At 51.8% G+C, this 22,222-nt stretch carries 25 protein-coding genes; 21 read left to right on the top strand and 4 right to left on the bottom strand.

Annotation, left to right across the window (positions count from 1 at the left end; genetic code table 11):
• Positions 1–169: 169 nt before the first annotated feature.
• The 3 genes from IPI86_RS14710 (at position 170) to IPI86_RS14700 (ending at position 2,248) form a co-directional block, all read left to right on the top strand.
• On the top strand, positions 170–832 hold the full coding sequence (locus IPI86_RS14710) for a DUF4395 domain-containing protein (protein WP_345298760.1): 663 nt from the start codon (positions 170–172) through the stop codon (positions 830–832).
• A gap of 223 nt (positions 833–1,055) precedes the next feature.
• On the top strand, positions 1,056–2,057 hold the full coding sequence (locus IPI86_RS14705; protein ID WP_345298759.1) for an NAD(P)-dependent alcohol dehydrogenase: 1,002 nt from the start codon (positions 1,056–1,058) through the stop codon (positions 2,055–2,057).
• Positions 2,054–2,248 carry a hypothetical protein gene (locus tag IPI86_RS14700; RefSeq protein ID WP_345298768.1) on the top strand — a complete coding sequence of 65 codons (195 nt, stop codon included), beginning with the start codon at positions 2,054–2,056 and terminating at the stop codon, positions 2,246–2,248. Before IPI86_RS14705 ends, IPI86_RS14700 begins: the two co-directional genes overlap by 4 nt.
• A gap of 68 nt (positions 2,249–2,316) precedes the next feature.
• Here IPI86_RS14700 and IPI86_RS14695 read toward each other — a convergent pair whose 3' ends face one another.
• Positions 2,317–2,703, bottom strand: coding sequence for a response regulator transcription factor (locus tag IPI86_RS14695; RefSeq protein ID WP_345298758.1), 387 nt, complete (start codon positions 2,701–2,703; stop codon positions 2,317–2,319).
• Between IPI86_RS14695 and IPI86_RS14690 the strand changes: the two genes are divergently transcribed.
• Positions 2,659–2,841, top strand: coding sequence for a hypothetical protein (locus tag IPI86_RS14690; RefSeq protein ID WP_345298767.1), 183 nt, complete (start codon positions 2,659–2,661; stop codon positions 2,839–2,841). The genes IPI86_RS14695 and IPI86_RS14690 overlap by 45 nt on opposite strands.
• A 48-nt stretch (positions 2,842–2,889) precedes the next feature.
• Here IPI86_RS14690 and IPI86_RS14685 read toward each other — a convergent pair whose 3' ends face one another.
• Both IPI86_RS14685 and IPI86_RS14680 read right to left on the bottom strand, forming a co-directional pair.
• The gene (locus tag IPI86_RS14685; RefSeq protein WP_345298757.1) at positions 2,890–3,330 is read right to left on the bottom strand and encodes a pentapeptide repeat-containing protein; all 441 of its coding nucleotides are present in this window, start codon (positions 3,328–3,330) and stop codon (positions 2,890–2,892) included.
• 33 nt (positions 3,331–3,363) lie between these two features.
• Positions 3,364–5,181: an ATP-binding cassette domain-containing protein gene (locus IPI86_RS14680; protein WP_345298756.1), complete on the bottom strand. Its 1,818-nt coding sequence runs from the start codon at positions 5,179–5,181 to the stop codon at positions 3,364–3,366.
• A 133-nt stretch (positions 5,182–5,314) separates the two neighbouring features.
• Between IPI86_RS14680 and IPI86_RS14675 the strand changes: the two genes are divergently transcribed.
• Positions 5,315–6,466 carry an acyltransferase gene (locus IPI86_RS14675; RefSeq protein WP_345298755.1) on the top strand — a complete coding sequence of 384 codons (1,152 nt, stop codon included), beginning with the start codon at positions 5,315–5,317 and terminating at the stop codon, positions 6,464–6,466.
• A 67-nt stretch (positions 6,467–6,533) separates the two neighbouring features.
• Here IPI86_RS14675 and IPI86_RS14670 read toward each other — a convergent pair whose 3' ends face one another.
• On the bottom strand, positions 6,534–7,196 hold the full coding sequence (locus tag IPI86_RS14670) for an HAD family hydrolase (protein WP_345298754.1): 663 nt from the start codon (positions 7,194–7,196) through the stop codon (positions 6,534–6,536).
• A gap of 78 nt (positions 7,197–7,274) precedes the next feature.
• Here IPI86_RS14670 and IPI86_RS14665 point away from each other — a divergent pair, with 78 nt between their 5' ends.
• The 16 genes from IPI86_RS14665 to IPI86_RS14590 all read left to right on the top strand — a co-directional run bounded on the left by IPI86_RS14665 (position 7,275) and on the right by IPI86_RS14590 (position 22,187).
• Entirely contained in the window at positions 7,275–9,407 is a 2,133-nt protein-coding gene (locus IPI86_RS14665) for a GAF domain-containing sensor histidine kinase (RefSeq protein WP_345298753.1), read from the top strand.
• A 30-nt stretch (positions 9,408–9,437) separates the two neighbouring features.
• Positions 9,438–10,295, top strand: a complete 858-nt coding sequence (locus IPI86_RS14660) for an MBL fold metallo-hydrolase (protein ID WP_345298752.1) — start codon at positions 9,438–9,440, stop codon at positions 10,293–10,295.
• Positions 10,295–11,353, top strand: a complete 1,059-nt coding sequence (locus IPI86_RS14655) for an asparaginase (RefSeq protein ID WP_345298751.1) — start codon at positions 10,295–10,297, stop codon at positions 11,351–11,353. Before IPI86_RS14660 ends, IPI86_RS14655 begins: the two co-directional genes overlap by 1 nt.
• The gene (locus IPI86_RS14650) at positions 11,350–12,123 is read left to right on the top strand and encodes a nucleotidyltransferase domain-containing protein (RefSeq protein WP_345298750.1); all 774 of its coding nucleotides are present in this window, start codon (positions 11,350–11,352) and stop codon (positions 12,121–12,123) included. Before IPI86_RS14655 ends, IPI86_RS14650 begins: the two co-directional genes overlap by 4 nt.
• On the top strand, positions 12,120–12,785 hold the full coding sequence (nth, locus tag IPI86_RS14645; RefSeq protein WP_345298749.1) for an endonuclease III: 666 nt from the start codon (positions 12,120–12,122) through the stop codon (positions 12,783–12,785). Before IPI86_RS14650 ends, nth begins: the two co-directional genes overlap by 4 nt.
• Positions 12,786–12,787: 2 nt before the next feature.
• Positions 12,788–13,255, top strand: a complete 468-nt coding sequence (locus IPI86_RS14640) for a YbaK/EbsC family protein (RefSeq protein ID WP_345298748.1) — start codon at positions 12,788–12,790, stop codon at positions 13,253–13,255.
• 68 nt (positions 13,256–13,323) lie between these two features.
• Positions 13,324–14,163, top strand: a complete 840-nt coding sequence (locus IPI86_RS14635) for a ClbS/DfsB family four-helix bundle protein (protein WP_345298747.1) — start codon at positions 13,324–13,326, stop codon at positions 14,161–14,163.
• Between the two features lie 86 nt (positions 14,164–14,249).
• Positions 14,250–14,729, top strand: coding sequence for a 2-amino-4-hydroxy-6-hydroxymethyldihydropteridine diphosphokinase (gene folK, locus IPI86_RS14630; protein WP_345298746.1), 480 nt, complete (start codon positions 14,250–14,252; stop codon positions 14,727–14,729).
• Positions 14,730–14,796: 67 nt separating this feature from the next.
• Complete coding sequence (locus IPI86_RS14625) at positions 14,797–15,483, top strand: TIGR00266 family protein (RefSeq protein WP_345298745.1); 687 nt, start codon at positions 14,797–14,799, stop codon at positions 15,481–15,483.
• Positions 15,484–15,569: 86 nt separating this feature from the next.
• A complete protein-coding gene (locus IPI86_RS14620; RefSeq protein WP_345298744.1) occupies positions 15,570–16,346 on the top strand; it encodes a fumarylacetoacetate hydrolase family protein in 777 nt (258 codons plus the stop codon).
• A gap of 44 nt (positions 16,347–16,390) precedes the next feature.
• Complete coding sequence (locus IPI86_RS14615) at positions 16,391–17,788, top strand: aminotransferase class V-fold PLP-dependent enzyme (protein ID WP_345298743.1); 1,398 nt, start codon at positions 16,391–16,393, stop codon at positions 17,786–17,788.
• A gap of 55 nt (positions 17,789–17,843) precedes the next feature.
• Positions 17,844–18,158, top strand: a complete 315-nt coding sequence (locus tag IPI86_RS14610; protein ID WP_345298742.1) for a YciI family protein — start codon at positions 17,844–17,846, stop codon at positions 18,156–18,158.
• Complete coding sequence (locus tag IPI86_RS14605) at positions 18,158–18,364, top strand: YwbE family protein (protein ID WP_345298741.1); 207 nt, start codon at positions 18,158–18,160, stop codon at positions 18,362–18,364. The genes IPI86_RS14610 and IPI86_RS14605 overlap by 1 nt, the downstream gene beginning before the upstream one ends.
• 242 nt (positions 18,365–18,606) lie before the next feature.
• Positions 18,607–19,383 (top strand): class I SAM-dependent methyltransferase, encoded by a 777-nt coding sequence (locus tag IPI86_RS14600; protein ID WP_345298740.1) that lies wholly within the window; start codon positions 18,607–18,609, stop codon positions 19,381–19,383.
• An 84-nt stretch (positions 19,384–19,467) separates the two neighbouring features.
• Positions 19,468–20,100 carry a hypothetical protein gene (locus tag IPI86_RS14595; RefSeq protein WP_345298739.1) on the top strand — a complete coding sequence of 211 codons (633 nt, stop codon included), beginning with the start codon at positions 19,468–19,470 and terminating at the stop codon, positions 20,098–20,100.
• Between the two features lie 50 nt (positions 20,101–20,150).
• Positions 20,151–22,187 (top strand): FAD-dependent oxidoreductase, encoded by a 2,037-nt coding sequence (locus IPI86_RS14590; protein WP_345298738.1) that lies wholly within the window; start codon positions 20,151–20,153, stop codon positions 22,185–22,187.
• The last annotated feature ends 35 nt before the right edge of the window (positions 22,188–22,222 follow it).

The raw sequence follows: 22,222 nt of genomic DNA, 5'->3' as shown, positions 1-22,222 counted from the left end.
CAAAATCTAATAAATCAAGAGAAATTGAAATGACAAACCATACCGCATGGCTTGAAATTCGTTGCTTTGGAACATAACAATAAGACCTAACAAGAATTTTGGAGAGGTTGACTCTCAACCTCTCCAAAATTGAAAAGTAAAAAAACAATGATAGAGAAAGGAATGAAAAATGAAAAGAGTAAAACAATTTGGGGAAACCGTGGAAGGTTACAACATCCCTGTTTTAAACGAGCGGGAGATAAGGGCATCGGCAGGAATACTATATTTGGTTATGTTCTGGTCCTGGATACTGGTTATATTTAATGATAATTATCTCCTGCTAAAGTATGCCAACACGATCTTCCTTGCAGATTTCATCGTACGCATATTTATTAGCCCTAAATATTCTCCTTTATTAATAATCGGGCGTTTAATTGTCAGCAATCAAACACCTGAATATGTGGGGGCTGCCCAAAAAAAGTTTGCCTGGACAATCGGTCTGGTTTTATCAGCAATCATATTCCTTCTATTGGTTGTAATGAATTCAGATAGCCTCATTAATTTTTTTGTTTGTCATACCTGCCTGATATTCTTATTCTTTGAATCTGCGTTTGGAATTTGTTTGGGGTGTAAATTTTATTCAATGTTCTATAAAGAAAAAGCTCAATACTGCCCGGGCGAAATTTGTGATGTAAATGCAAAACAAGAGATTCAGAAAACGTCGTTACTGCAAATCGCTGTTGTTATTGGTTTTTTCGCGTTTGTTATAACGACAGCCATCCTGTTCAACGATGGGTTTGGTGCAAAACCGACTTCTCTGTGGTTTATCGTGAAATCTGCTTTTTCAATATAAATATTGTTTTTCACAAAAATTAATTTAATTGCAAAAAGACGGGATGTCCATCACGCTGGAAGAGGATGGAACCACGCTTCTTTCTGGACCTGTGCCTGATCAGCCCGCCCTATATGGGTTGCTGCGAAAGGTACGTGACCTCGGACTTCCACTCGTTTCGGTGAACCAGATAACAGTCACTTTGAGTCAACAAATTCTAAATAAAAAAAGGAGTAATACAAAAATGAATGCAAGTACCATCAAAAAGCTCGAGATGAAAGCCATTGTTTTCAACCAATACGGCACGCCCGATGTACTCAAACTGGCAAATGTTCCCGCGCCAACCCCAAAAGATGACCAGGTACTGATCCGGGTCTTTGCCGCCTCTGTCAATTCCGCTGATTACCGCCTGCTGAGTGGACCGATTCCGCGACTGATGGGGTTTGGTCTCTTGAGACCGAAAGACAAGATCATGGGCGCGGATATTGCCGGGCGCATCGAGGCTGTGGGGAAAAACGTCACCCGCTTCAAGCCGGGCGACGAGGTCTTCGGTGATATTTCCACGGGCTTTGGCGGTTTTGCTGAATATGTCTGCGCACGTGAATCTATTCTGGTGAAAAAGCCCGCCAACCTGACCTTTGAGCAAGCGGCAGCGGTGCCGATGGCGGCGGTCACGGCGTTGCAGGGACTGCGCAAGGGGGGCGTCCAGCCTGGAAACCGAGTGGCAATTGTCGGCGCGTCTGGAGGCGTGGGGACGTTTATGGTGCAGATTGCCAAATCCTTCGGTGCGGAAGTCACAGCAATATCCAGCACGAAAAAAATGGAAGGCCTCCGTGCTTTGGGCGCAGACCATGTCATTGACTACACCCGCGAAGATTTCACTCGCAGTGGTCAGCGTTACGATTTGATTCTGGCGGTGAACGGCTATCGCCCGCTCGCGGACTATCGCCGCGCGCTCAAACCGCAGGGGACGTATGTTATGGTTGGCGGAGAAGGCAGGCAAATTTTCGAGTCGATGGTGAACGGTCCGCTCGTCTCGCGACGCGGCGGTCAGACAGTGACTAATCTGACGGCAGCCCCCAATGCAGATGACCTGTCTTTTGTAAAAGACTTGATCGAGGCGGGTAAAGTCACTCCGGTCATTGACCGCACCTATCCGCTTGAAAACACGGCGGAGGCGGTTCGCTATGTTGGCGGGGCCCGTGCTGCGGGCAAGGTTATTATTCAAATTCAGGAGAACCCATGACCCACACCGAACTTTTTCAAACCTACCTGCACCACTACGCCGACAAAAATCTGGAGGCGATCTCCGCCATGCTCGCCGAAGATACTCACACTTGTACGCAATGTGGTGAAACTTGGCTTAATCTTTTAATCCCAATCCCGCCTCTCTTGCGCGGACAATGGCTTGGGCACGGTCTTGATGCTCAAAGATAATTTGTTTGAGATCACTAAATTGTTATGTCTCTGTGCGATCAAATCTAAAATCTCCAATTCTCGATCGGTTAGCTCGGCGAATTCGTCGGGCTGATTTTTTTATTCGATAGGGCAGATGGCGCGGAGAAGTATTGCATCATGCGTTTGGCGATGGTGGGACTGAAGATCGCTCCGCCTCTTTCCACGGCGACGATGGCTCTGACCACCTCATCCTTATCCGCATCTTTGAGCAGGTACCCGCGCGCGCCTGCACGCATGGCAGCAAAGACAGAATCATCATCATCGAACATGGTGATGACCAGCACACCGATATTCGGCTGCACTTCGTGGATTCTGCGCGTGGCGTCGATGCCGTTCATGCCTGGCATTTTCAAGTCCATGAGAATAACGTTGGGCTGGAGGTCTCTAGTTTGGAGAAGCCCAATCACGATCTGACTGTTGTCTCCATGCTGCATCTTGCAGAAGGGACTCAGTATCGGCTGGTCGGTGCAAATGTCAACGGATATTCGAGTGCTCAACCCACGCAGCCTGGTTTGGAAGATGGTTATGTTTGGTTGATGAAGAATTCCAATCAGCAAATGGAAGTCGCGTAAATAAAAAGAGCATCCCTTGAAAGGATGCTCTTTTTGATTCCCGATGTTCTACTCTAAGAGTATTGCACCAGCCTCTGCTGGGTCAAACCCAACAGGCCAGTGGGTGTAGGAATTATATTTCACGCCGTTCACGTCCGCGCCGCTCATGTTCGCGCCCGTTAAGTTTGCATAGCTTAGATTGGCATTGTTCAACTTCGCTCCACTTAAATCGGCGTCTTGCAACTTGGTATCGCTCAAATCAGCCTCTATCAGAATGGCTCCGTGAAAGTTTGCCTCGCTCAAATCAGCGCCTTCCAAATTGGCATTGCTCAAATTGGCATAACGCAATCGAGCCTTATCCAAAAAAGCCCCGTTCAAATCTGCGCCGCTCAGGTCGGCCTTGCTTAAGTCAACCTGGTTTAAATCTGCCTTGCTCAGGTCATAGCCCGCAAGTTGCAGTGGTTTGGTTCCGTTCAAAATTTCGCGAAGCTCATCTTTTGTCATTTGCATGGGATTGCCTTTCAATGTTTCGAATATGAAACATTATAACTTCTCCAACTCTTCCCACCGTGCATACGCCTGATTCAATTCATCCTGCATGGTCTTCAACTGTTCCGCCGCACGCGCGATCTCGGCACTGTCCCGCTGATAAAAATTCGGCGTGGACATTTCCGCCGTCAGTGCGTGAAGATCCGCTTCCAGTTTTTCGATCCGCTGCGGCATTTCGGCGAGTTCGCGTTTTTGAGCTTCGAGCGCGCGCTGTTCCTTGTAGCTGAGTTTTTTGGATGAAGAACGCGCATCATTCTCCACGCTGACAACTGGTTTGCGCGGCTTCGACTCGCTCTTCGCTGATTCATTTTGCCGCGCCCAATCGTCATACCCGCCGACCGTTTCTGTCACCCGTCCGCTGCCATCCAAAGCGATCGTACTGGTGACGATATTATTCAGGAATGCACGGTCATGGCTGACCAAAAGCAGCGTGCCTTCATAATCAAGCAGCAGGTCTTCGAGGATCTCCAGTGTTTCAACATCCAGATCATTCGTGGGCTCATCCATCACCAGCAGATTTGCAGGCTGGGCAAACAGACGCGCCAACAGCAGACGATTGCGCTCGCCGCCCGAAAGCGCACTGATCGGCGCATTGACACGGTCACGCGAAAAAAGAAAATCCTCCAGATACACATTCAAATTACGCGAGCGGCCATTGATGGTGACGTTGTCACTGCCCTGCCCCACATTATCCAGCACAGACTTGGTCTCATCCAATTGCGCGCGCAGTTGATCGAAGTACGCAATTTCCAAATTCGTTCCGTATTCCACGCTGCCGCTTTGGGGTTTCAACTCGCCCAAAAGCAGACGCAACAAAGTCGTTTTGCCCGAGCCGTTCGGGCCGATGATGCCGATCTTGTCGCCGCGTTGAATGGTGGTGGTGAAATCGCTGACAATAGCCCGTCCATCGTAGGCGTAGTTGACGTTTTCCACTTCGACCACGATCTTGCCCGAACGTTTTTCACCCTGAATCTGCATCTTCACTTTACCAGGCCGTTCACGGCGTTCGAGGCGTTGTTCACGCAGACGTTTGAGTGCGCGCACCCGGCCTTCATTACGGGTACGGCGGGCCTCAATTCCTTTGCGGATCCAGACCTCTTCCTGGGCCAGCTTTTTATCGAAGAGGACATTTTGCTCGGCTTCGGCGGAGAGCATTGCATCCCTGCGTTCGAGGAAAGTGGTGTAACTGCAATTCCAATCGAAAAGACGGCCGCGATCCAACTCGACGATGCGGGAAGTGAGTCTTTGTAAAAAGACACGGTCATGGGTCACGAACAATAATGTGCCGCCCCAGCGTTTCAGAAATCCTTCAAGCCAGTCGATGGATTCGATGTCGAGATGATTGGTTGGTTCGTCGAGCAGGAGAAGCTCGGGTTTGCGGACCAGCCCACGGGCAAGCATGACACGGCGTTTCATCCCCGCCGAGAGCACTTCGAAATTCGCTTCTGCATCCAATTGCATACGCGAGATGACCTGCTCCACTTGAAGCTGTCCGCGCCAGTGATGATCATCGGAGGCAGGATCAGGTTTCAGTAAGTCCAGACCGCCTGCAACAATGTCGAGGACTTTTCCAGTAATTCCAACGGGCACTTCCTGTGGAAGGTATGCGGTGCGCAAATCCTGCTGGCGGGCAATGACGCCGCTTTGCGGAGCGATATCGTCGTTGACCAATTTCAGCAGGGTGGATTTTCCCATTCCGTTGCGGCCCAATAAACCGATCCATTCGCCCTGCTCGATCTGTAAATTAACTTTGTCGAGAAGGGGCGGACCGCCAAACCCGATGCTGACTTCCTGTAAGCTGAGTAATGCCATTTATTTTTTCCTTATAAGGGGCAGAATATACTACGAAACACGAAACCATGCCTGCTTCCCGTGGGTTTTAATATCTGGAAAATAAACGATAGTACAATTACGCACCTTATTCTGGTAAGCAAAGGAAATATCAATGGCGGCCGAAGAACGTGTAAACGAACTGGATGGAATGCGCGGGATCGCGACGATTCTCGTCATCTCATATCATATTTTCAAACGCGGGGATTATTTCACCACGAATGCGATTCTGCATTTCGTCACCAGCCTGACCCTATACGGATGGTATGCGCTGGATACATTCTTTGTCCTTTCGGGTTTTCTCATCACTGGGATTCTGTTAAGGACGAAGGAAGAGAAGCACTACTTCAAGAATTTTTATGTTCGGCGTTCTTTGAGGGTGTTCCCGCTTTATTATTTCGTCCTCGCCTTGATCCTGTTTCTCATGCCCAGGCTCGACCCCGATTACGTGGCTGAGATTCCGAAATCGCTTCCTTATTATCTTTTTTACCAGCAAAACTGGTTTCATTTTATGACGAGCGTGAAAGGCACGGAACATCTTTCGGTAACCTGGTCGCTGGCCATCGAGGAACAGTTCTACCTGCTGTTTCCCTTCCTTGTTTATTACACACGCAAAGAGACGCTTGCAAAGGTGGCGGGGGGGATCATCTTCGTTTCCATTCTGGCGCGCGTACTTTCCGCATTTCTGTGGGAAGACGTTGCCCAGATGACGAATTTCTTTTTCTATAACACGTTCACCCGTTTTGAAGAGATTTCCTTTGGAATTTTGATCGCCGTCGCGTTCACCTACCCCGATTGGAAAGCCAAACTCACCAAAATCGCCATGCCTGTCTTTTTGATCGCCTATCCTGCACTGCTCATCATTGAAGCGATCACCAGCAGAGACATCGGTATTCCCCACCCTGCCTACAGCAATGTCCCGCTGACCGTTGTCGGGTACACGCTTGCATCCATTTTTGCAGCGGCGCTTATCGTTGTGTTGACCACACACGACAGGATGAGTTTGATCCGCAGGATATTCCGCAACAAAGTGTTGACGTTTTTCGGCGATCACAGTTATTCGATCTATTTGTTCCACATGCCCATCGGCCTGACCATGCTCGATTACCTGTGGCGCAATAATTATCGCGGCTGGCAGATCTATTTCCTTTATATCGGCCTGACCTTTGGCATCACGATCTTTATTTCCATGGTAACCTGGAATTTCCTGGAAAAACCCATGCTGAATTTGAAGAAGTATTTTGACTATAAAGAGCCTGCAAAGTAAACCAAAACCTCTCCCTTTGGGAGAGGTTTTTTGATTAATGGCTTTACTGACTCCATGATTCAACAGGTTACTTTAACACTTCCAGCAGTTTCGGCGTGTCTGAGAGGATTAAATCCGCACCCAAACGTTTTAGCTCTGGTTCTTCCCCAAACCCGCAAAGCACCCCAACTGTCTGCGTACCAGCGGATTTCCCAGCGCGGATATCCACGGTGGTATCGCCGATCATCAGGCAGTTTTTGGCAGGGACATTCATTTTCTGCGCCGCCAGCAAAACGGGGTCAGGATATGGTTTGGTATGTTCCGCCGACAGGCCGGTAATCACCGCGTCGAAATATTTCACCAGGCCAAACTGTTTAAGAAAAGCCAGCGTGCCGTATTCATCGCGGGCGCTGACTACGGCCATTGGATAGCGTCCCTGCAACTGCTTGAGCATTTCATCCACACCGGGGACGAGCAGGAATTTTTTATCCGAATGTTTGCGATGACGGGAAATCCAATTAATGACCGCGACCATTTCATCATCAAGGCCCAATTTATCGGCGTAGCCAAGCATGGCATTGCCCGGGGCTTCGACCCACATCACAAAACGGCGCGCCGCATGGGTGGGGTCCTTGAATAGAAAGCGCGGAAAAAACCGCTCCACTTTTTGGGCGTAGAGATCGTCGGTATCGCTCAAGGTTCCATCTACATCGAAACATAGGGCTTTTATGCGGGTCAAGTCAAGGGACATGGCGCAATTGTACCAAAGGGACTATACTTCGCTTTAGGGTTATTCAAAAAGGTTTGCGTAGTATAATTTAATAAATTTATGACTGAAGACCGTTCCCGTTCATTACTTGAATTATTGGTTAACATCAGCCGTGAGGTCGCAACTGCTCTCGACCTTCGCACGGTTCTGCAGCGTTTGCTCTTTGCCGCCATTCAATATGTGGGTGGTGAACGCGGCAGCATTGTAGTGATGGATGATCTTGGCAAGCCCGTTGATGCCACTATTGTCTATGGGAAACAACTTCATGAACATACCACCCAACAACTGCGCGACACCGTGGAACGCGGTCTTGCAGGATGGGTGATTCAACGCCGCAAGGCTGCGCTGGTACCTGATACCAGCAAAGATGAACGCTGGTTGCGCCGTGACGATGACTCAGCGGATAAGAGCGGGGCGAAATCCGCGCTGTGCGTACCGTTGATGGCGCGTGAGCGGCTGGTTGGCGTGCTGACCCTCGTCCATTCCGTTCCCAATGCTTTTACCGAAGAACACCTTGACCTGATGCGGGCCATCGCCGATCAGGCCAGTGTGGCCGTTTTGAACGCGCGCCTCTATACCGAAAGTCAGCGGACGGCACGGGTAATGTCCTCGCTGGCTGAAGGGGCGGCTGCGATCAACACCTCGTTGGAATTGCCCGATGTATGGCGCCGCATCCTCAATCAGACCATGCAGGCTCTGCAAGTCGAAACTGTGGCACTGGCTTTGATCGACAGCACCACGGATGACATTGTCTTTCAGGCTGCGGCCGGGCACAACTCCGGCAATATCCCCGGCAGGCACATCAAAAGCGGACGCGGGCTGACAGGCATGGTGGTCAGCAATGGATTCGGGTTGATCGTACCCAACGTCGATGCTGACGAGCGTTTTAGTGAAGTGGACAAGTTCGGGGGAATCGTGATGCGGGCTGTTGCCATCGTCCCGATCCAGACCCAGGGAAAAGTCATCGGCATTCTTGAGGCCATCAATCCCATCTCCGGTGCGTTCGACATGGATGCGCTGCTGGTGTTGACTGGTTTGGGAAGCCTTGCGGGCACAACCATTCAGAATGCCCAATTCCTCGAACGGCTGAAGCGTGCCCACGAAAGATACCGCGAGTTATTTGAAGACAGCGTTGACCCGATCTTGATCACGGATTGGGAAGGCAGAGTGTTGGAAGCGAATCGACAGGCCGTGATCTTAAGCGGCTATACCAACGACCAGCTTCACACTATGAGCATCGACCAGCTGCATGAAGTCAAGTGGAACAACACCGGGCTTAATTTCGAAACGCTCAAGCGCAATGATGAATGCAACTACGAATCGGACCTGCATCAACAGAACGGCGGGGTCATCCCGATCGAAGTCCATGCGCACCGTGTGGAGATCGAAGACAGCGATTCGGTGCAGTGGATCCTGCGTGACATTACCGAACGCAAGGAACTGGATGCCCTGCGCAAAGATATGACCGACATGATTTATCACGACATCCGCTCGCCGCTTGGCAACATTGTTTCAAGCCTCGAGATGATGAAAGACATGCTGCCCGAGAACGACGAGACCCTGTTAATGATGCTCAACATCGCGCGCAGTTCAGCGGGACGCATTCAACGCCTCGTGTATTCCCTGCTCGATACCAACCGCCTCGAATCAGGCCAGCCGATCGTTGATCAGCATGCGATCGATCCAGTGGCGCTGATTCGTGAATCGGTCCGTGACACAGAGCGCGGCGTGGAAAACCGCGAACAGACTCTGGAAAACAAGGCGAATTCCGTCCTCCCGCTCATCTGGGTGGACGTGGATATGATCTATCGTGTGTTCATCAACCTGATCGAAAACGCGATCAAGTACACACCCATGGGCGGGCATATCGAAGTCGGCGCACAAACCACCGATGGAATGTTCGTCAAGTTTTGGGTGAAAGACAACGGCCCCGGCATTCCCCCACAGGACCGTGACCGTGTCTTCGACAAGTTCACCCGATTGCGCGGCAAGAACAACAACCCCAGCGGCATTGGCATTGGGTTGTCCTTCTGCAAGCTTGCGGTGCTGGGTCACGGCGGGCAGATTTGGGTCGAAAGCGAACTCGAAAAAGGCACCACCTTTTTCCTCACCCTGCCTGTTGCGCAAAAGAAGGCAACGGGCCAGCTCAAACGCCAGACAGGCCGTTTGACCATCAAGGAAGACAAGCCATAATCTTTTTCAATATTTTTTTTCAGGAGCAGCATGCAGGAAATCACCAGTAATATTTTCATCGAAGATCAGTTTCCCGGGGTCACACTCGGCGTGATCGTCACCCCCCGCGGATTGATCCAAATCGATGCACCTCCCTCCCCCGAAGACGCGCGCTCATGGCGCGCTGCTTTGATGAATCTGGGCGGAGGCATGGAACGTGTCCTCGTTAATCTCGATGCACACCCCGACCGCACCCTCGGCGCACGCGCCATGGATTGCACAGTGATCGCACACGAAAAGACAGCCAACACCTTTCGCACACGCCCCAATACCTTCAAAGCCCAGGGCGAAGAGACAGGCTCAGATTGGGAATCCATTGCCGGGCTGGGCAGTGTCCGCTGGGCGCCTCCCGAGATTTCCTTTCTCAATCAGATGACCCTGCATTGGAGTGAATCCCCCGTTTTGTTGGAACATTATCCCGGTCCTTCCAGTGGCTCCATTTGGGTGAACCTGCCCAATGAAAAGATCGTTTTTGTCGGCGATGCCGTGTTGAAAAATCAACCTCCATTTTTTGCAGGCTCGAATCTCACCAACTGGCTTTCCACGTTGAACGCCTTGTTGAGCCCGGACTTCAAAGGCTATACCATCATCAGCAGCCGCGGCGGCGTGATCACCCCCACCATCGTGAAAGCTCAACTGGATTTCATCAAACACACGCACGACAAACTGGAAAAGATCACGACTAAAAAACCGAATCCAGCGGCGATCGAGAAACTGGTCACTTCACTCCTGACATGGTACAAGGCCCCGGCAGCGCGCCAAAAGCAATTCGCCCAACGCCTGCGCTATGGTTTGCTCCACTATAACTCCCGCCCAAATCATGCGGCCGGTCAATACAACGAGGATTAATGACCGTACGCCAACCCCTCCTTGAGTTAACCCGCGGCCGCGTGGTGGAATCGACCCACATTGGTTCCATCGCCATCGTTGATTCAAACGGCACGCTTTTGCATTCTTATGGCGACCCACACGAGGTCGCCTTTTTACGCTCATCAGCCAAGCCCTTTCAAGCGCTCCCGTTCATCGAACGCGGCGGCGCGGAACACTTCAACTTCACGCAGAGTGAAATTTCAATTTCGTGCGCATCGCACGAGACCGCGCAAATCCATCTCGACACAGTCAAGGCCATGCAGGCCAAGATCGGGATTCAGGAAACAGACCTGCAGTGCGGCGGACATCTGCCCGGCGACACGGTCCTCCTGAAGAAGGTCATCAAGCAGGATATCCTCCCCACCGCCAATTTCAACAACTGCTCCGGTAAACATACCTCCATGCTTGCCCATGCAAAAATGCGCGGACTGCCCCTCGAAAATTACCTCGATAAAAGCCACCCCATTCAACAGGATATCCTCTCCACATTCGCCGAAATGTGCAAGTTTGAAAAGGAAAAAGTGGAATTGGGAATCGACGGCTGCTCCGCGCCCAACTTTGCCGTTCCGCTTTTCAATGCCGCTCTCGGGATGGCGCGCTTGTGCGACCCGCGTGAACTTTCCGAAACGCGTGCAACGGCCTGCAAAAAGATCACCTCCGCCATGATCGCCCACCCGGAAATGGTCAGCAACTTTGGCGAATTCGATTGCGAATTAATGCAGGCTGGTGAAGGCAGAATCGTCACCAAACGCGGCGCGGAAGGTTTTCAGCTCATCGGCCTGATGCCCGGCGTGTACGGCGAATACGGTGTCGGCATCGCATTCAAAGTCACAGACGGCGACGCCGCCCGCATGAACGACGAACTCGAATCCAGTGTGCGCGTACGCCCAGCGGTCACGCTTGAGATATTGCGTCAACTAAAAGCCCTCAACGACTCACAACTGAAATCTCTGGAAGCCTTCGGCCCAAAGAAACAACTCACCAATCATCGCGGACTGGTCACAGGCGAATCATATCCTGCCTTCCAACTCGCATGAATTTCCACGAAGACCCATTTATCAAATCCCTGATCACCCGGCTGACCCAGTCGGGTGTTCTTGGTCTTGCGCTGGTCGGCAGTTATGCGCGCGGACAAAACACAGCCCACAGCGATGTCGATGTGGATATTTTCGTCGAGTCACTCTCGCGTGAAGCGAATTACATCCTCCGCAATATGGACGGGCATCTCGTCAGTTTGAAATACCTCACCATCGAGCAGGAACGGACATCCCTCACCCATCCAGAAAAAGCGATCTGGGCGGTGCCGGGGCTTCGTCAAATGGTCATCCTCACAGACGACACAGGCTCAATTGCAGGGTTGAAACAAGCCGCACAGGATTTCAACTGGCAAAAAATACAACCCGCCGCAGATGAATATGCCAGCGAAGAATTAATGGGCTGCGCCGAGGAAGTACACAAGATCGTCGGCGGGTTAAAAGCCAACGATGAATCAAAAGTCTTGTATGCCGTGTGGGGATTATTCAACGGGCTTGCCAACGCAGTCACCGTTCAACGCGGAATGCTGATGGAAAGTGAAAACCGTTACTTCGATGTCATCCAGCAAACCATCGGCATCGACCACCCGTGGACAAAATCATTCCGCCTCGCGCTTGGCGCAGATATCATTGCAGATGCCCCCGCCTACATCACACGCGGAAAAGCCGCACTCGATCTATACAAACATACCGCCCAACTCTTTCAAAACATCATCCCCGAAAAACATCGCGACGTGATCGAGAATACGCTACAATTGCTCGATACATTATGAAAAATCCAAAAGAACGCGCGCTCCTCATCCATCAAACCCTGCTCACGGCATTCGGCGAGCCCATCTGGCGCAACCCGCTCCCCGCTGTGGACGAACTCGTCTCCACCATCCTCTCGCAAAATACAAATGACATCAATCGCGACCGCGCCTTCGAAGCCCTGCGCGCAAAATTCCCCACCTGGGAATCTGTCCGCGATGCGAAGACCGAGGATGTGATTGCCGCGATCAAAACTGCAGGACTCGCGAATCAAAAGGGACCGCGCATTCAACAGGTTTTACGTGCCATTACCGAAGAACGCGGCTCGCTCAATCTGGACTTTTTAGCTGGTCTGCCCATCGAAGAGGCACGCTCCTGGCTGACGAAGTTCAACGGCGTCGGTCCGAAGACAGCCGCCATCGTCCTGTGCTTTTCACTCGGCATGCCCGCCTTCCCCGTGGATACACATGTCTATCGCGTCACGGGCCGCATCGGTCTACGTCCCGAAAAAATGACCGTGGAACAGGCTCACCCGCATCTCGAATCCGTTTTTCCGCCTGAAACCTATTACGCCGCGCATTTGAACATTATCCGCCTCGGGCGCGAAGTCTGCCACGCGCGCAAACCAAATTGCCCGCAGTGCCCCGTCATCAAACTGTGCGGATATAAAGAGAAGACGAAATAAAAATGGAAACTCCTCCCGTCAGTATTGCTTTGGAACAACTTGGCGTGCCGCATACGGTCTTTCGCCACGAAAACCCTGTCCACTCGTTTGAGCAGGCGGCGAGCGACCGTGGTCAGCGGGCTTCGCAGGTAGTTCGAAGTATCCTGTTCCGCATTGCAGAGGATGAATTTATAATGGCATTGGTCGCTGGCCCTGCCCAAGTCTCGTGGAAGATTTTGCGGAAACATCTTGGAAAGTCGCGGGTTTCAATGGCCACCGAAGACGAAGTCTTGGCGGTGACGGGATACCGCATCGGGACGGTGGGGCCCTTCGGATTGCTGAATCAGGTCAAGGTGTTGATCGATTCGAGCGTGATGCTCGAAGAGGAAATTTCCATCGGGTCAGGAATGCGAAATACGGCGGTCATCCTCAAAAGCGCGGATTTACATCACGCTTTGAAAGATTCAGAGATCGTTTCATTGACTGAGTAATACACCGTCCTGAGCGGAACGACGAGCGCAGTCGAAGGGCGAATAAATTTATAAACACGGAGAACATCATGTCCAGCTTCAAACAACGTACGCTTGATTTTCTTGAGATCGAATGGAAAACTTATATTGAGAGATTTGATCGCTGGCCTGCGGACGAGGGATTGAAGCGGGTCAACGCGCAGGGTTATCAGCAGTTTCGCGACATGCTTGCACACGTGCTGGCATGGTGGGAGGAAGGCATGGAGATCATCCTCGCCACCGCGGAGGGGCGTGAATTTGCGCGCAAGAAATATGATTTTGATGCGTTCAACGCAGAAGCCGTGGCAAAGTACAAAGGGTGGAACGAAGCGCAATTTCTCGCACACTTCGAGAAAACCCGTCAGAAAATCGTGGCAGATTTACGATCCATGAACAAGGCCGCGTGGGAAAATCGCCGCGTGCAAACCTGGGTCAATGGCATTTTCATCAATCATGCCCGCGAGCATCTGGTGGCTTCGAGTCGCTTTTTAATTTTGGATACGCTTGAGCATGGATGGGGCACGTACATCGAAGACTTTGAAAAGATCGAGGATAAAGCCGCCTTCCTAAACAAGCAGGGTGTTGAGAATTTCCCCGAACTACTCGGGCATGTCATCGGCTGGTGGGAGGAAGGCGAGACCATTATCAAAGGTATTTTGAGCGATCCAAACTTTACATGGCAGGATCGTGACACGGATGCCTTCAACGCGGAATTGATCGTAAAATATAAACAGCTTTCAGATGAAGAAGCGCAAAAACAATTTGAAAGCAAACGACAGGATATGATTCAATTCGTGAAGAGATTGCCCGACTCGGCCTTCACGAACAAAGACATCGAAGGCTGGCTCGCGGCAGATTTTGCCGAGCATTACGACGAGCACAAGCCTTAATTTTTTATCTATAGATCGAAGAATCAGCGTACCCCGCGGACCCATTTATATTTTCTCAAAAGACCCAAAGTAAAACAAGGGCAATCATGGATCACACTGTTTATCTTGCGCTCGGAAGTAACATGGGCAACCGTCTCACGAATCTCAAAACGGCGATCAGCAATCTCACGCCGCAGATGAACGTGAAGCAAAAATCATCGGTTTATGAAACACCGCCTTGGGGCTTCACTGAACAGGCTGCCTTCCTCAATCAGGTGATAAAAGTGGAGACGTATCTCAAGCCCGAGGCATTGATCGCTCATATCAAGCGGCTCGAATCGGCGCTGGGACGTGTGCCCAACTTTACAAATGGTCCGCGCCTGATCGACATTGACATCCTGTTCTTTGACGACATGGTCATTTACACGCCTCCGCTGGTAGTACCGCATCCGCGCCTGCATGAACGCGCCTTTGTGCTTTTACCGCTGGCAGAGATCGCCCCGGATTTGGTCCATCCCGTTCTGCATAAATCTGTCAGTGAATTGCTGGATGATGCGGAACGGATCGAGATAAAGATCGTCAAGTAATTCATTCGCCAAAGGAATGTGGACTTGTGTCTGCGTTCCTCAAAATTTACCAAGGAGACATAAAAAAATGGATATTGAAGTCGTTCACCGCCCGTCGTACTCCCTCGCAATTGCAAAGCTCACCCCCAATGAGCGCATCCGCGCCGAGGCTGGGGCCATGGTCAGCATGTCGGAGGGCGTGCAGATCGAAACCAAAGCCGAAGGCGGATTCCTCAAATCACTGGGACGCGCCGTGCTGGGAGGCGAATCTTTCTTCCAGAATTTCTTTCAGGCTCCTGCACAGGGCGGAGAAATAACACTCGCCCCCGAATTGCCCGGTGATATTATCGTGATCGAAATGAGCGGCAGTAAACTGATGATCCAGTCTGGTTCATACATGGCTTCCGAAGCATCCGTTGAGCTGACTGCCAAAGTGAGTGTAAAAGCCTTTATGTCTGCCGAGGGCGTTTCGATGCTTGAAGCCACAGGCTCAGGCACGTTATTGGTTTCTTCCTACGGTGCGATCTACGAAAAGACCCTCGGCGCAGGTGAAAAATACACAGTAGACACTTCCCACCTCGTTGCATTCGACGGGAACATGGGTGTCACACCCAAACCCATCGGCGGATTCAAGTCCACGCTGTTCAGCGGCGAAGGGTTTGTGGTTGAGTTGAGCGGCCCCGGCAAGATCTATATCCAGACCCGCTCGCCACAGGCGCTGATCAACTGGATCATTCCGCAACTGCCGAAGCCGCCGTCATCCTCCAATCATTAAATCGCAGTTGGCTTGTATAATAGATGCAGGGCAAACCCAGTTTGTCCTGCATTTTTGTTTTTACTTCGTGGTGACATAGGAGACGCATGAAAATCGTTCGTTATCAAACCAATGGTGAAGCGCCGTACCTGCCCGAGAAGGCTGTGTATGGCTGGATGTTGGATGACAAGGTCGGTGAAATTCAGGGTGATATCTTCGGTGAATACCGCCGCCGCGAGGCAAAGATTCCTGTTGGAGAATTGAAACTGGCCGCGCCCTGCGTACCAAGCAAGATCCTGTGCGTGGGCCGCAACTATGTGGAACACGCAAAGGAATTGGGCAACGAAGTCCCCAAAGTGCCGCTCATTTTTTTGAAACCGCCTTCCTCGATCATCTCGAACGGCGAACACATCGTCCTGCCGCCGCAATCCAGCCAGGTGGAGCATGAAGCGGAATTGGTCGTCGTCATCGGCAAACGCGGACGAAACATCACCACCGAAAACGCGAAGGAATATGTCTTCGGTTACACCATCGGCAACGACATCACCGCGCGCGACCTGCAAAAATCAGACGGTCAATGGACCCGCGCCAAAGGCTTTGATACCTTCTGTTCCTTCGGTCCGTGGATCGACACCGAGTTCGATGCGTCCGACGCCGTGGTGACCTGCCGCGTGAACGGCCAGATGCGCCAGATGGCATCCACGCGTGACATGGTCTTCAACATCAATACTTTGATCGCCTTCATTTCATCCGTGATGACACTGGAGCCTGGCGATGTCATTTTCACAGGCACGCCATCGGGCGTGGGCGAATTAAAGAACGGCGACATGGTGGATGTGGAGATTGAAGGTCTCGGCAAGTTGAGCAACCCGGTGAAAATATAATTTTGTCCTGAGCGTAATCGAAGGGCGAAGACAGGAAAACACTTATGTCATCAAACGAACTCGAAACCTTTCTCAAGCAATATCCATCTTACAAAAAAACAGAAGCGCTCGATAAACTTCGCAAAACAGATTACTTCCGACTCGATGCGGGCGAGCATGTCTATCTTGATTACACGGGCGGCGGCATCTATGCCGAATCGCAAATTCAAAAACATCACAAACTTTTGAACGAGAACGTCTACGGCAACCCGCATTCGTCCAACCCCACTTCACTGGCAGCTACCGAGTTGGTCGAAGGCACGCGCGAGTACATCCTCAAATTCTTCAATGCCGATCCAAACGAATATCTCGCCATCTTCACATCCAACGCCAGCAGCGCGCTCAAACTCGTTGGCGAAAGTTACCCCTTCCCGAACGGGCGTTATTTATTGACCTTCGACAATCACAATTCGGTGAATGGGATTCGGGAATTTGCACATGCACGCGGCGCAGAGGTGACTTACATTCCAGTTATGCTGCCCGAGATGAGAGTCGACGCTTCACAACTGGACTTGGAACTGGCGCGGCCTTCGAAGAACGGATACAACCTTTTTGCATATCCCGCGCAATCCAACTTCTCCTCGGTCAAACATCCGCTGGAGTGGATCGAGAAAGCCCACACCCACGGCTGGGATGTGCTGCTCGACGCCGCCGCTTATGTGCCAACCAATAAGCTCGATTTGAGCAAAGTCAAACCTGATTTCGTGCCTATTTCGTTTTACAAAATCTTCGGCTACCCCACCGGGCTGGGTGCATTGATCGCGCGCAAATCCGCGCTTTCGAAATTGCATCGTCCCTGGTTCGCGGGCGGAACCATCACGGTCGCATCGGTGCAGGGTGATAAATATTATCTCGCCGACGGCGCCCCCGCCTTCGAAGATGGCACGCTCGATTATCTCAACATCCCCGCCATCGAGATCGGACTCAAGCACATCGAATCCATCGGCTATGATTCCATCAGCGAAAGGGTCAGAACGCTTACGGGCTGGCTGCTGCAAAACCTGACCGCCATGAAACACAGCAACGGGGAGCCGCTTGTCCGTTTGTTCGGACCAGCTACCAGCGAAGGAAGAGGCGGCGCGGTCACGGTCAATTTTTACGACAAGAACGGCAAAGCCTTCGATCATCGCTTTATCGAAAGTGAAGCCAACAAGGTCAACATCTCACTGCGGACGGGCTGTTTCTGCAACCCCGGCGCGGGTGAAGTGGCGCTCGGCATCTCCCGCGTGGAATTGGACGTGTGCTTCACTTCCCCCGACCACAAAGACAAAATGAGCATCGACGACTTCCGCCTGTGCATTGACGGAAAATCATCAGGAGCCGTGCGCATTTCTGTAGGCATGGTCACGAACTTCAACGACGTGCAGGCATTCCTGACATTCGCAAGAGGATTGTTGAGTTAGGACATCTGTCAATTTCAAAACATCTCAACTTTAAAATGTGAAAGGCAAAAACAAAATGACAAATCAACCCGCACGCCCCATTCGATTCGTCGTCATCCACAAACCTGGCCCCAAATGGCAATACAGCGTGGACTATCGCCAGCAGGATGGAGTCAACGAGCACGTGGGGCATTATTTGAAATTGCATGAGCAGGGTAAGCTCCAACTGGGCGGACCCTTCCTTCTCCCCGATGTCGGCGGGATGATGGTCACGACCAAAGAGGTTTCGCAGGAAGAGATCGAAGCCTTCGCCGCCGATGACCCTGCCGTGAAATCGGGCCTGCTCATCTTCGAGATCCGCCCGTGGATGACAGCCATGGAGCATGATTGATGAACGGTCAAACCCGAACCAACATCAAACCAGGCATCACCGTACTGATCGTCCTGAAACAGGACCAGCGCACGGGTAAACTTACCAGGGGAATCGTCAAAGACATCCTCACCAAATCGCCTAATCATCCGCACGGCATCAAAGTCCGCTTGATGGATGGGCAGGTGGGACGTGTGAAGGAAATCGTACCCGAACAACAAACATGATCAACCCCGAATTTAATTTGGGACATAGGTGAACGCTGATTTACGCTGATAAAAGCGAAAGATCAGCGTTTTCTGCGTTTGTTTGCATCCACGTATGTTTGTATAAAGAATTAACTTATCCAGTTTAGCAAGATAATAGGGTGGTCTTTTTGAAATTCGATCATCGCTTCCCGTTCTATAACCGACAACTCTGACAAGAAGAAATCAGTAAGAAACTTTTGCCCCATGAATTCAGAGTGTTTATGCAAACCAAACATCTTAACTACGACAAGATCGCACCCGAATATAACCAAAGGTATCCCTCCACGCAATTCTGGGAACGTGGACAAGCCCTGCTCGAACTTGCCAAACGAACCAAATCTCAGCGTATCCTGGAAGCGGGCAGCGGCACAGGCTTCTGGCTGAATCTGTTACATCAAGTCACGCCCCAGCTTTACGGCATGGATTATTCGGCGGGGATGATCGCACAGGCTCGTAATCAGCCCGCCCCCATCCAGTTGACTCGCGGCACAGCCACTCAACTCCCATATCAAAACGAGACCTTTGACCTGATCTACTGTGTGGATGCTATTCATCACTTCGGCGACCATGCCGCCTTTGTCAACGAAGCCTTCCGTGCTCTAAAACCTGGCGGCACATTGGCAATCATCGGACATGACCCGCACAGTGGAGACGGCAGCTGGTACATCTACGATTATTTCGATACCGTGTACGAAACCGACCTCAACCGTTATCCCTCGGCCAGAACGATTGAAATCCTGATGAACCAAGCGGGCTTTCAAGGCTTCCAAATGCAAAATGTGGAGCACATTCAAAACCTGCATGTGGGCAAGGCCGTGCTGAACGATCCCTTCATCAAGCATAATGCCACGTCACAACTGGCTCTGCTCAGCGAAGAAATTTATCAGGCTGGCATGGACAAAATCAATGCCGACTTGAATCAGGCCCAACTCGAAAATCGGCAGATCATTTTCAAATCCGACTTCTTCGTGCGCATGTTCACAGGGACAAAAGCATAAAACCGCGTTTGTGTAATTAAATTGCCCCGCCTATTTTGTCGTGCTATACTCGTCTGTATCAAACTCTGATACAGACGAGATAACATGAAAAAACAAATCTTCATTCTCCTTATCGCCGCAGTTATTCTTTCATCCTGTGGAAAGCCCCCCGCACCACCGCCCACTTCCACACCGCTCCCCCCTCCCACAATCACATCCACCCCCAGAGTCGTAGCAACGAACACACCGTTGCCAACGGTTACGCCTGTTTGCATCTCGTCTGAGCCCACCCAACAAGATATTGACCGCGCACTCTCCTACACAGGCGATACATTCGATTCAGACTGGGATCAAAGCGAAGCCGCGCTGGAAGGCGCGTATTCCGTCACCTGGCAGAACATCGTGCAGGGCGCAGTCGCCTACCTCGAAGCACGGATCAAGCCCTGCGGCTACGAAGAACCCGACCTCAACCGCGATTTCAGCGACACCAACTGGAGCGCCATCTTCGCCAATTACGAAAGCTACGAATCCATCGCCGAATGCAAACTCAATTCAGGAATCAGGTTGTACCAATTCAAAACCTACAACCTTGGCTTCGAGTACAAGATCAATTACTGGGTCCAGAGCGATACGGACAACCGCATCATCGTCACCATGATCGTATTTCCAGCGGAATCCCAGTCGCTTCTCGACGATTATTCCATCCGCCTCTTTCCCAACCTGCCAAACTGCTCCTAAAACCTAGACCCTAAAGGTTTTAGAAACCTTTAGGGACAAGGAAGTTTTTTATGACCTCACGCTACGACATTCTCTTCCAACCCATCCAGATCGGTCCTGTCACCGCACCGAATCGCTTCTATCAAGTGCCGCACTGCAACGGATTCGGCTGGCGGATGCCCGAAGGCATGGCCGCCATGCGTGGAATGAAAGCCGAAGGCGGTTGGGGCGTGGTCTGCACCGAGGAGACCGAAATTCACTACACCAGTGACCTTTCCCCTTTCTTCGAAGGCCGCATCTGGAGCGATGACGATATCCCCACCTGGCAGTTGATGACCGAAGCCGTCCACAAACACGGCGCGCTGGCTGGCATCGAACTCACCTACAACAGCCACGATGCCTCGAATCTTTATTCACGCGCCGCCGCCTTCGGGCCGCGTTCGGCAGGCATCACCGGCGGCAGCGGATATGAACCCGGTCAAAGCCGCGCCGCCTCGAAAGAGGATCTGAAACAGGTTCGCAAATGGCACCGTAACGCCGCCATCCGCGCAAAAAAGGCGGGCTTCGACATTGTCTACTGTTACGCCGCACACAACATGACCCTGGCCTTTCACCTGCTCTCCAAAGACAATGACCGCACTGATGAATACGGCGGCTCGCTCGAGAACCGCGTGCGTTTTTTGCGCGAACTCATCGAAGACACAAAGGATGCCGTCGGCGATACCTGCGCCGTCGCCGTCCGCTTTGCAGTGGATGAATTGCTCGGCGCTGACGGCATGCAATTCGATGGTGAAGCACAGGATATCGTTGGTATGCTCGCCGAACTTCCCGATCTGTGGGATGTCAACGTCAGCAACTGGGCAAACGATTCGGTCACTTCCCGTTTTGGAAAAGAAGGCCACCAGGAAAAATATATTTCCTTCGTCAAAAAACTCACCACCAAACCCGTTGTTGGCGTGGGACGCTATACCTCACCCGATTCAATGGTCTCAGCCATCGAGCGCGGCATCATGGACCTTATTGGCGCGGCCCGCCCCAGCATCGCCGACCCCTTTCTGCCAAACAAGATCAAAGCGGGCAAACATGAAGACATCCGCGAGTGCATTGGTTGTAACATCTGCGTCACCGGCGATACACGCTTCGTTCCCATTCGCTGCACACAAAACCCAACCATGGGCGAAGAATGGCGGCGCGGCTGGCATCCTGAGATCATCGCACCAAAGAAAAGCGCAGATGAAATCCTCATCGTCGGCGCAGGGCCTGCGGGGCTCGAAGCCGCAAGCGCACTCGGTCAGCGCGGTTATCATGTCATCCTCACCGATGCGCGGCGCGAAGCAGGCGGGCGCGTACTGCTCGAATCAGCCCTGCCCAACCTCAACGAATGGCGGCGCGTCATGGATTACCGCCTCACAAAGATCAATAAGGCCGAAAACATTTTCTTCTATCCCTCCAGCCCAATGACCGCGCAAGACGTTCTCGAAGCGGGCGCGCCGCATGTTATCCTCGCCACGGGTGCAACCTGGCGGCGCGACGGCATGGGCCGTTACCTCACACGCCCCGTGCAAGGCAGTGCAAAAATTTTCACACCCGACGACTTGATGAACAACAATTTTCCTTCAGGCAAAGTCCTCATCTACGACGACGACCATTACTACATGGGCGGCGTCCTCGCTGAGCTGCTCACTCAAAACGGCTGCGAAGTCACATTGATGACTCCCGCCCCCAGCATTTCATATTGGACTCAATTCACCCTCGAACAGGATCGCATCCTCAAGCGGATGCATGACCTAAACATCTCCCTGCTCCCAAACCATGTCATCGCTTCGCACGACCCGAAAACTGCCACAGTCACGAACGTCATCACCTCCGCTGAATCGACTCTGCCCTGCGATGCCATCGTCATGGTCACAGACCGAATCCCCAACGATGCGCTCTATCACGAGCTCAAACCCGCACTCGCCGAAGGCAAACTCAAATCTCTGCGGCTGATCGGCGATGCCGAAGCCCCCAACATCATCGCCCAAGCCATTTTCAGCGGACATCTCGCCGCCCGTGAATTCGACGAGATCATCGACCCTGACGTAACCCCATTCAAGGTGCCGCGATAACAAGAGGTCCAGAGAATCTATAAGAATAGATTCTC

This window comes from Candidatus Villigracilis affinis, from assembly GCF_016705895.1.
Lineage (GTDB): Bacteria > Chloroflexota > Anaerolineae > Anaerolineales > Villigracilaceae > Villigracilis > Villigracilis affinis.
This window is presented reverse-complemented; position numbering and strand designations above follow the sequence as displayed.

Excerpts from the sequence above, each read along its gene's own strand:
- IPI86_RS14615 (WP_345298743.1), top strand. The coding sequence starts at position 16,391 with ATGTCATCAAACGAACTCGAAACCTTTCTCAAGCAATATCCATCTTAC.
- IPI86_RS14635 (WP_345298747.1), top strand. The coding sequence starts at position 13,324 with ATGTCCAGCTTCAAACAACGTACGCTTGATTTTCTTGAGATCGAATGG.
- IPI86_RS14680 (WP_345298756.1), bottom strand. The coding sequence starts at position 5,181 with ATGGCATTACTCAGCTTACAGGAAGTCAGCATCGGGTTTGGCGGTCCG.
- IPI86_RS14605 (WP_345298741.1), top strand. The coding sequence starts at position 18,158 with ATGAACGGTCAAACCCGAACCAACATCAAACCAGGCATCACCGTACTG.
- IPI86_RS14590 (WP_345298738.1), top strand. The coding sequence starts at position 20,151 with ATGACCTCACGCTACGACATTCTCTTCCAACCCATCCAGATCGGTCCT.
- folK (WP_345298746.1), top strand. The coding sequence starts at position 14,250 with ATGGATCACACTGTTTATCTTGCGCTCGGAAGTAACATGGGCAACCGT.
- IPI86_RS14670 (WP_345298754.1), bottom strand. The coding sequence starts at position 7,196 with ATGTCCCTTGACTTGACCCGCATAAAAGCCCTATGTTTCGATGTAGAT.
- IPI86_RS14685 (WP_345298757.1), bottom strand. The coding sequence starts at position 3,330 with ATGCAAATGACAAAAGATGAGCTTCGCGAAATTTTGAACGGAACCAAA.
- IPI86_RS14705 (WP_345298759.1), top strand. The coding sequence starts at position 1,056 with ATGAATGCAAGTACCATCAAAAAGCTCGAGATGAAAGCCATTGTTTTC.
- IPI86_RS14650 (WP_345298750.1), top strand. The coding sequence starts at position 11,350 with ATGAATTTCCACGAAGACCCATTTATCAAATCCCTGATCACCCGGCTG.
- IPI86_RS14675 (WP_345298755.1), top strand. The coding sequence starts at position 5,315 with ATGGCGGCCGAAGAACGTGTAAACGAACTGGATGGAATGCGCGGGATC.
- IPI86_RS14610 (WP_345298742.1), top strand. The coding sequence starts at position 17,844 with ATGACAAATCAACCCGCACGCCCCATTCGATTCGTCGTCATCCACAAA.
- IPI86_RS14625 (WP_345298745.1), top strand. The coding sequence starts at position 14,797 with ATGGATATTGAAGTCGTTCACCGCCCGTCGTACTCCCTCGCAATTGCA.
- IPI86_RS14595 (WP_345298739.1), top strand. The coding sequence starts at position 19,468 with ATGAAAAAACAAATCTTCATTCTCCTTATCGCCGCAGTTATTCTTTCA.
- nth (WP_345298749.1), top strand. The coding sequence starts at position 12,120 with ATGAAAAATCCAAAAGAACGCGCGCTCCTCATCCATCAAACCCTGCTC.
- IPI86_RS14695 (WP_345298758.1), bottom strand. The coding sequence starts at position 2,703 with ATGCAGCATGGAGACAACAGTCAGATCGTGATTGGGCTTCTCCAAACT.
- IPI86_RS14665 (WP_345298753.1), top strand. The coding sequence starts at position 7,275 with ATGACTGAAGACCGTTCCCGTTCATTACTTGAATTATTGGTTAACATC.
- IPI86_RS14700 (WP_345298768.1), top strand. The coding sequence starts at position 2,054 with ATGACCCACACCGAACTTTTTCAAACCTACCTGCACCACTACGCCGAC.
- IPI86_RS14620 (WP_345298744.1), top strand. The coding sequence starts at position 15,570 with ATGAAAATCGTTCGTTATCAAACCAATGGTGAAGCGCCGTACCTGCCC.
- IPI86_RS14710 (WP_345298760.1), top strand. The coding sequence starts at position 170 with ATGAAAAGAGTAAAACAATTTGGGGAAACCGTGGAAGGTTACAACATC.
- IPI86_RS14655 (WP_345298751.1), top strand. The coding sequence starts at position 10,295 with ATGACCGTACGCCAACCCCTCCTTGAGTTAACCCGCGGCCGCGTGGTG.
- IPI86_RS14600 (WP_345298740.1), top strand. The coding sequence starts at position 18,607 with ATGCAAACCAAACATCTTAACTACGACAAGATCGCACCCGAATATAAC.
- IPI86_RS14660 (WP_345298752.1), top strand. The coding sequence starts at position 9,438 with ATGCAGGAAATCACCAGTAATATTTTCATCGAAGATCAGTTTCCCGGG.
- IPI86_RS14640 (WP_345298748.1), top strand. The coding sequence starts at position 12,788 with ATGGAAACTCCTCCCGTCAGTATTGCTTTGGAACAACTTGGCGTGCCG.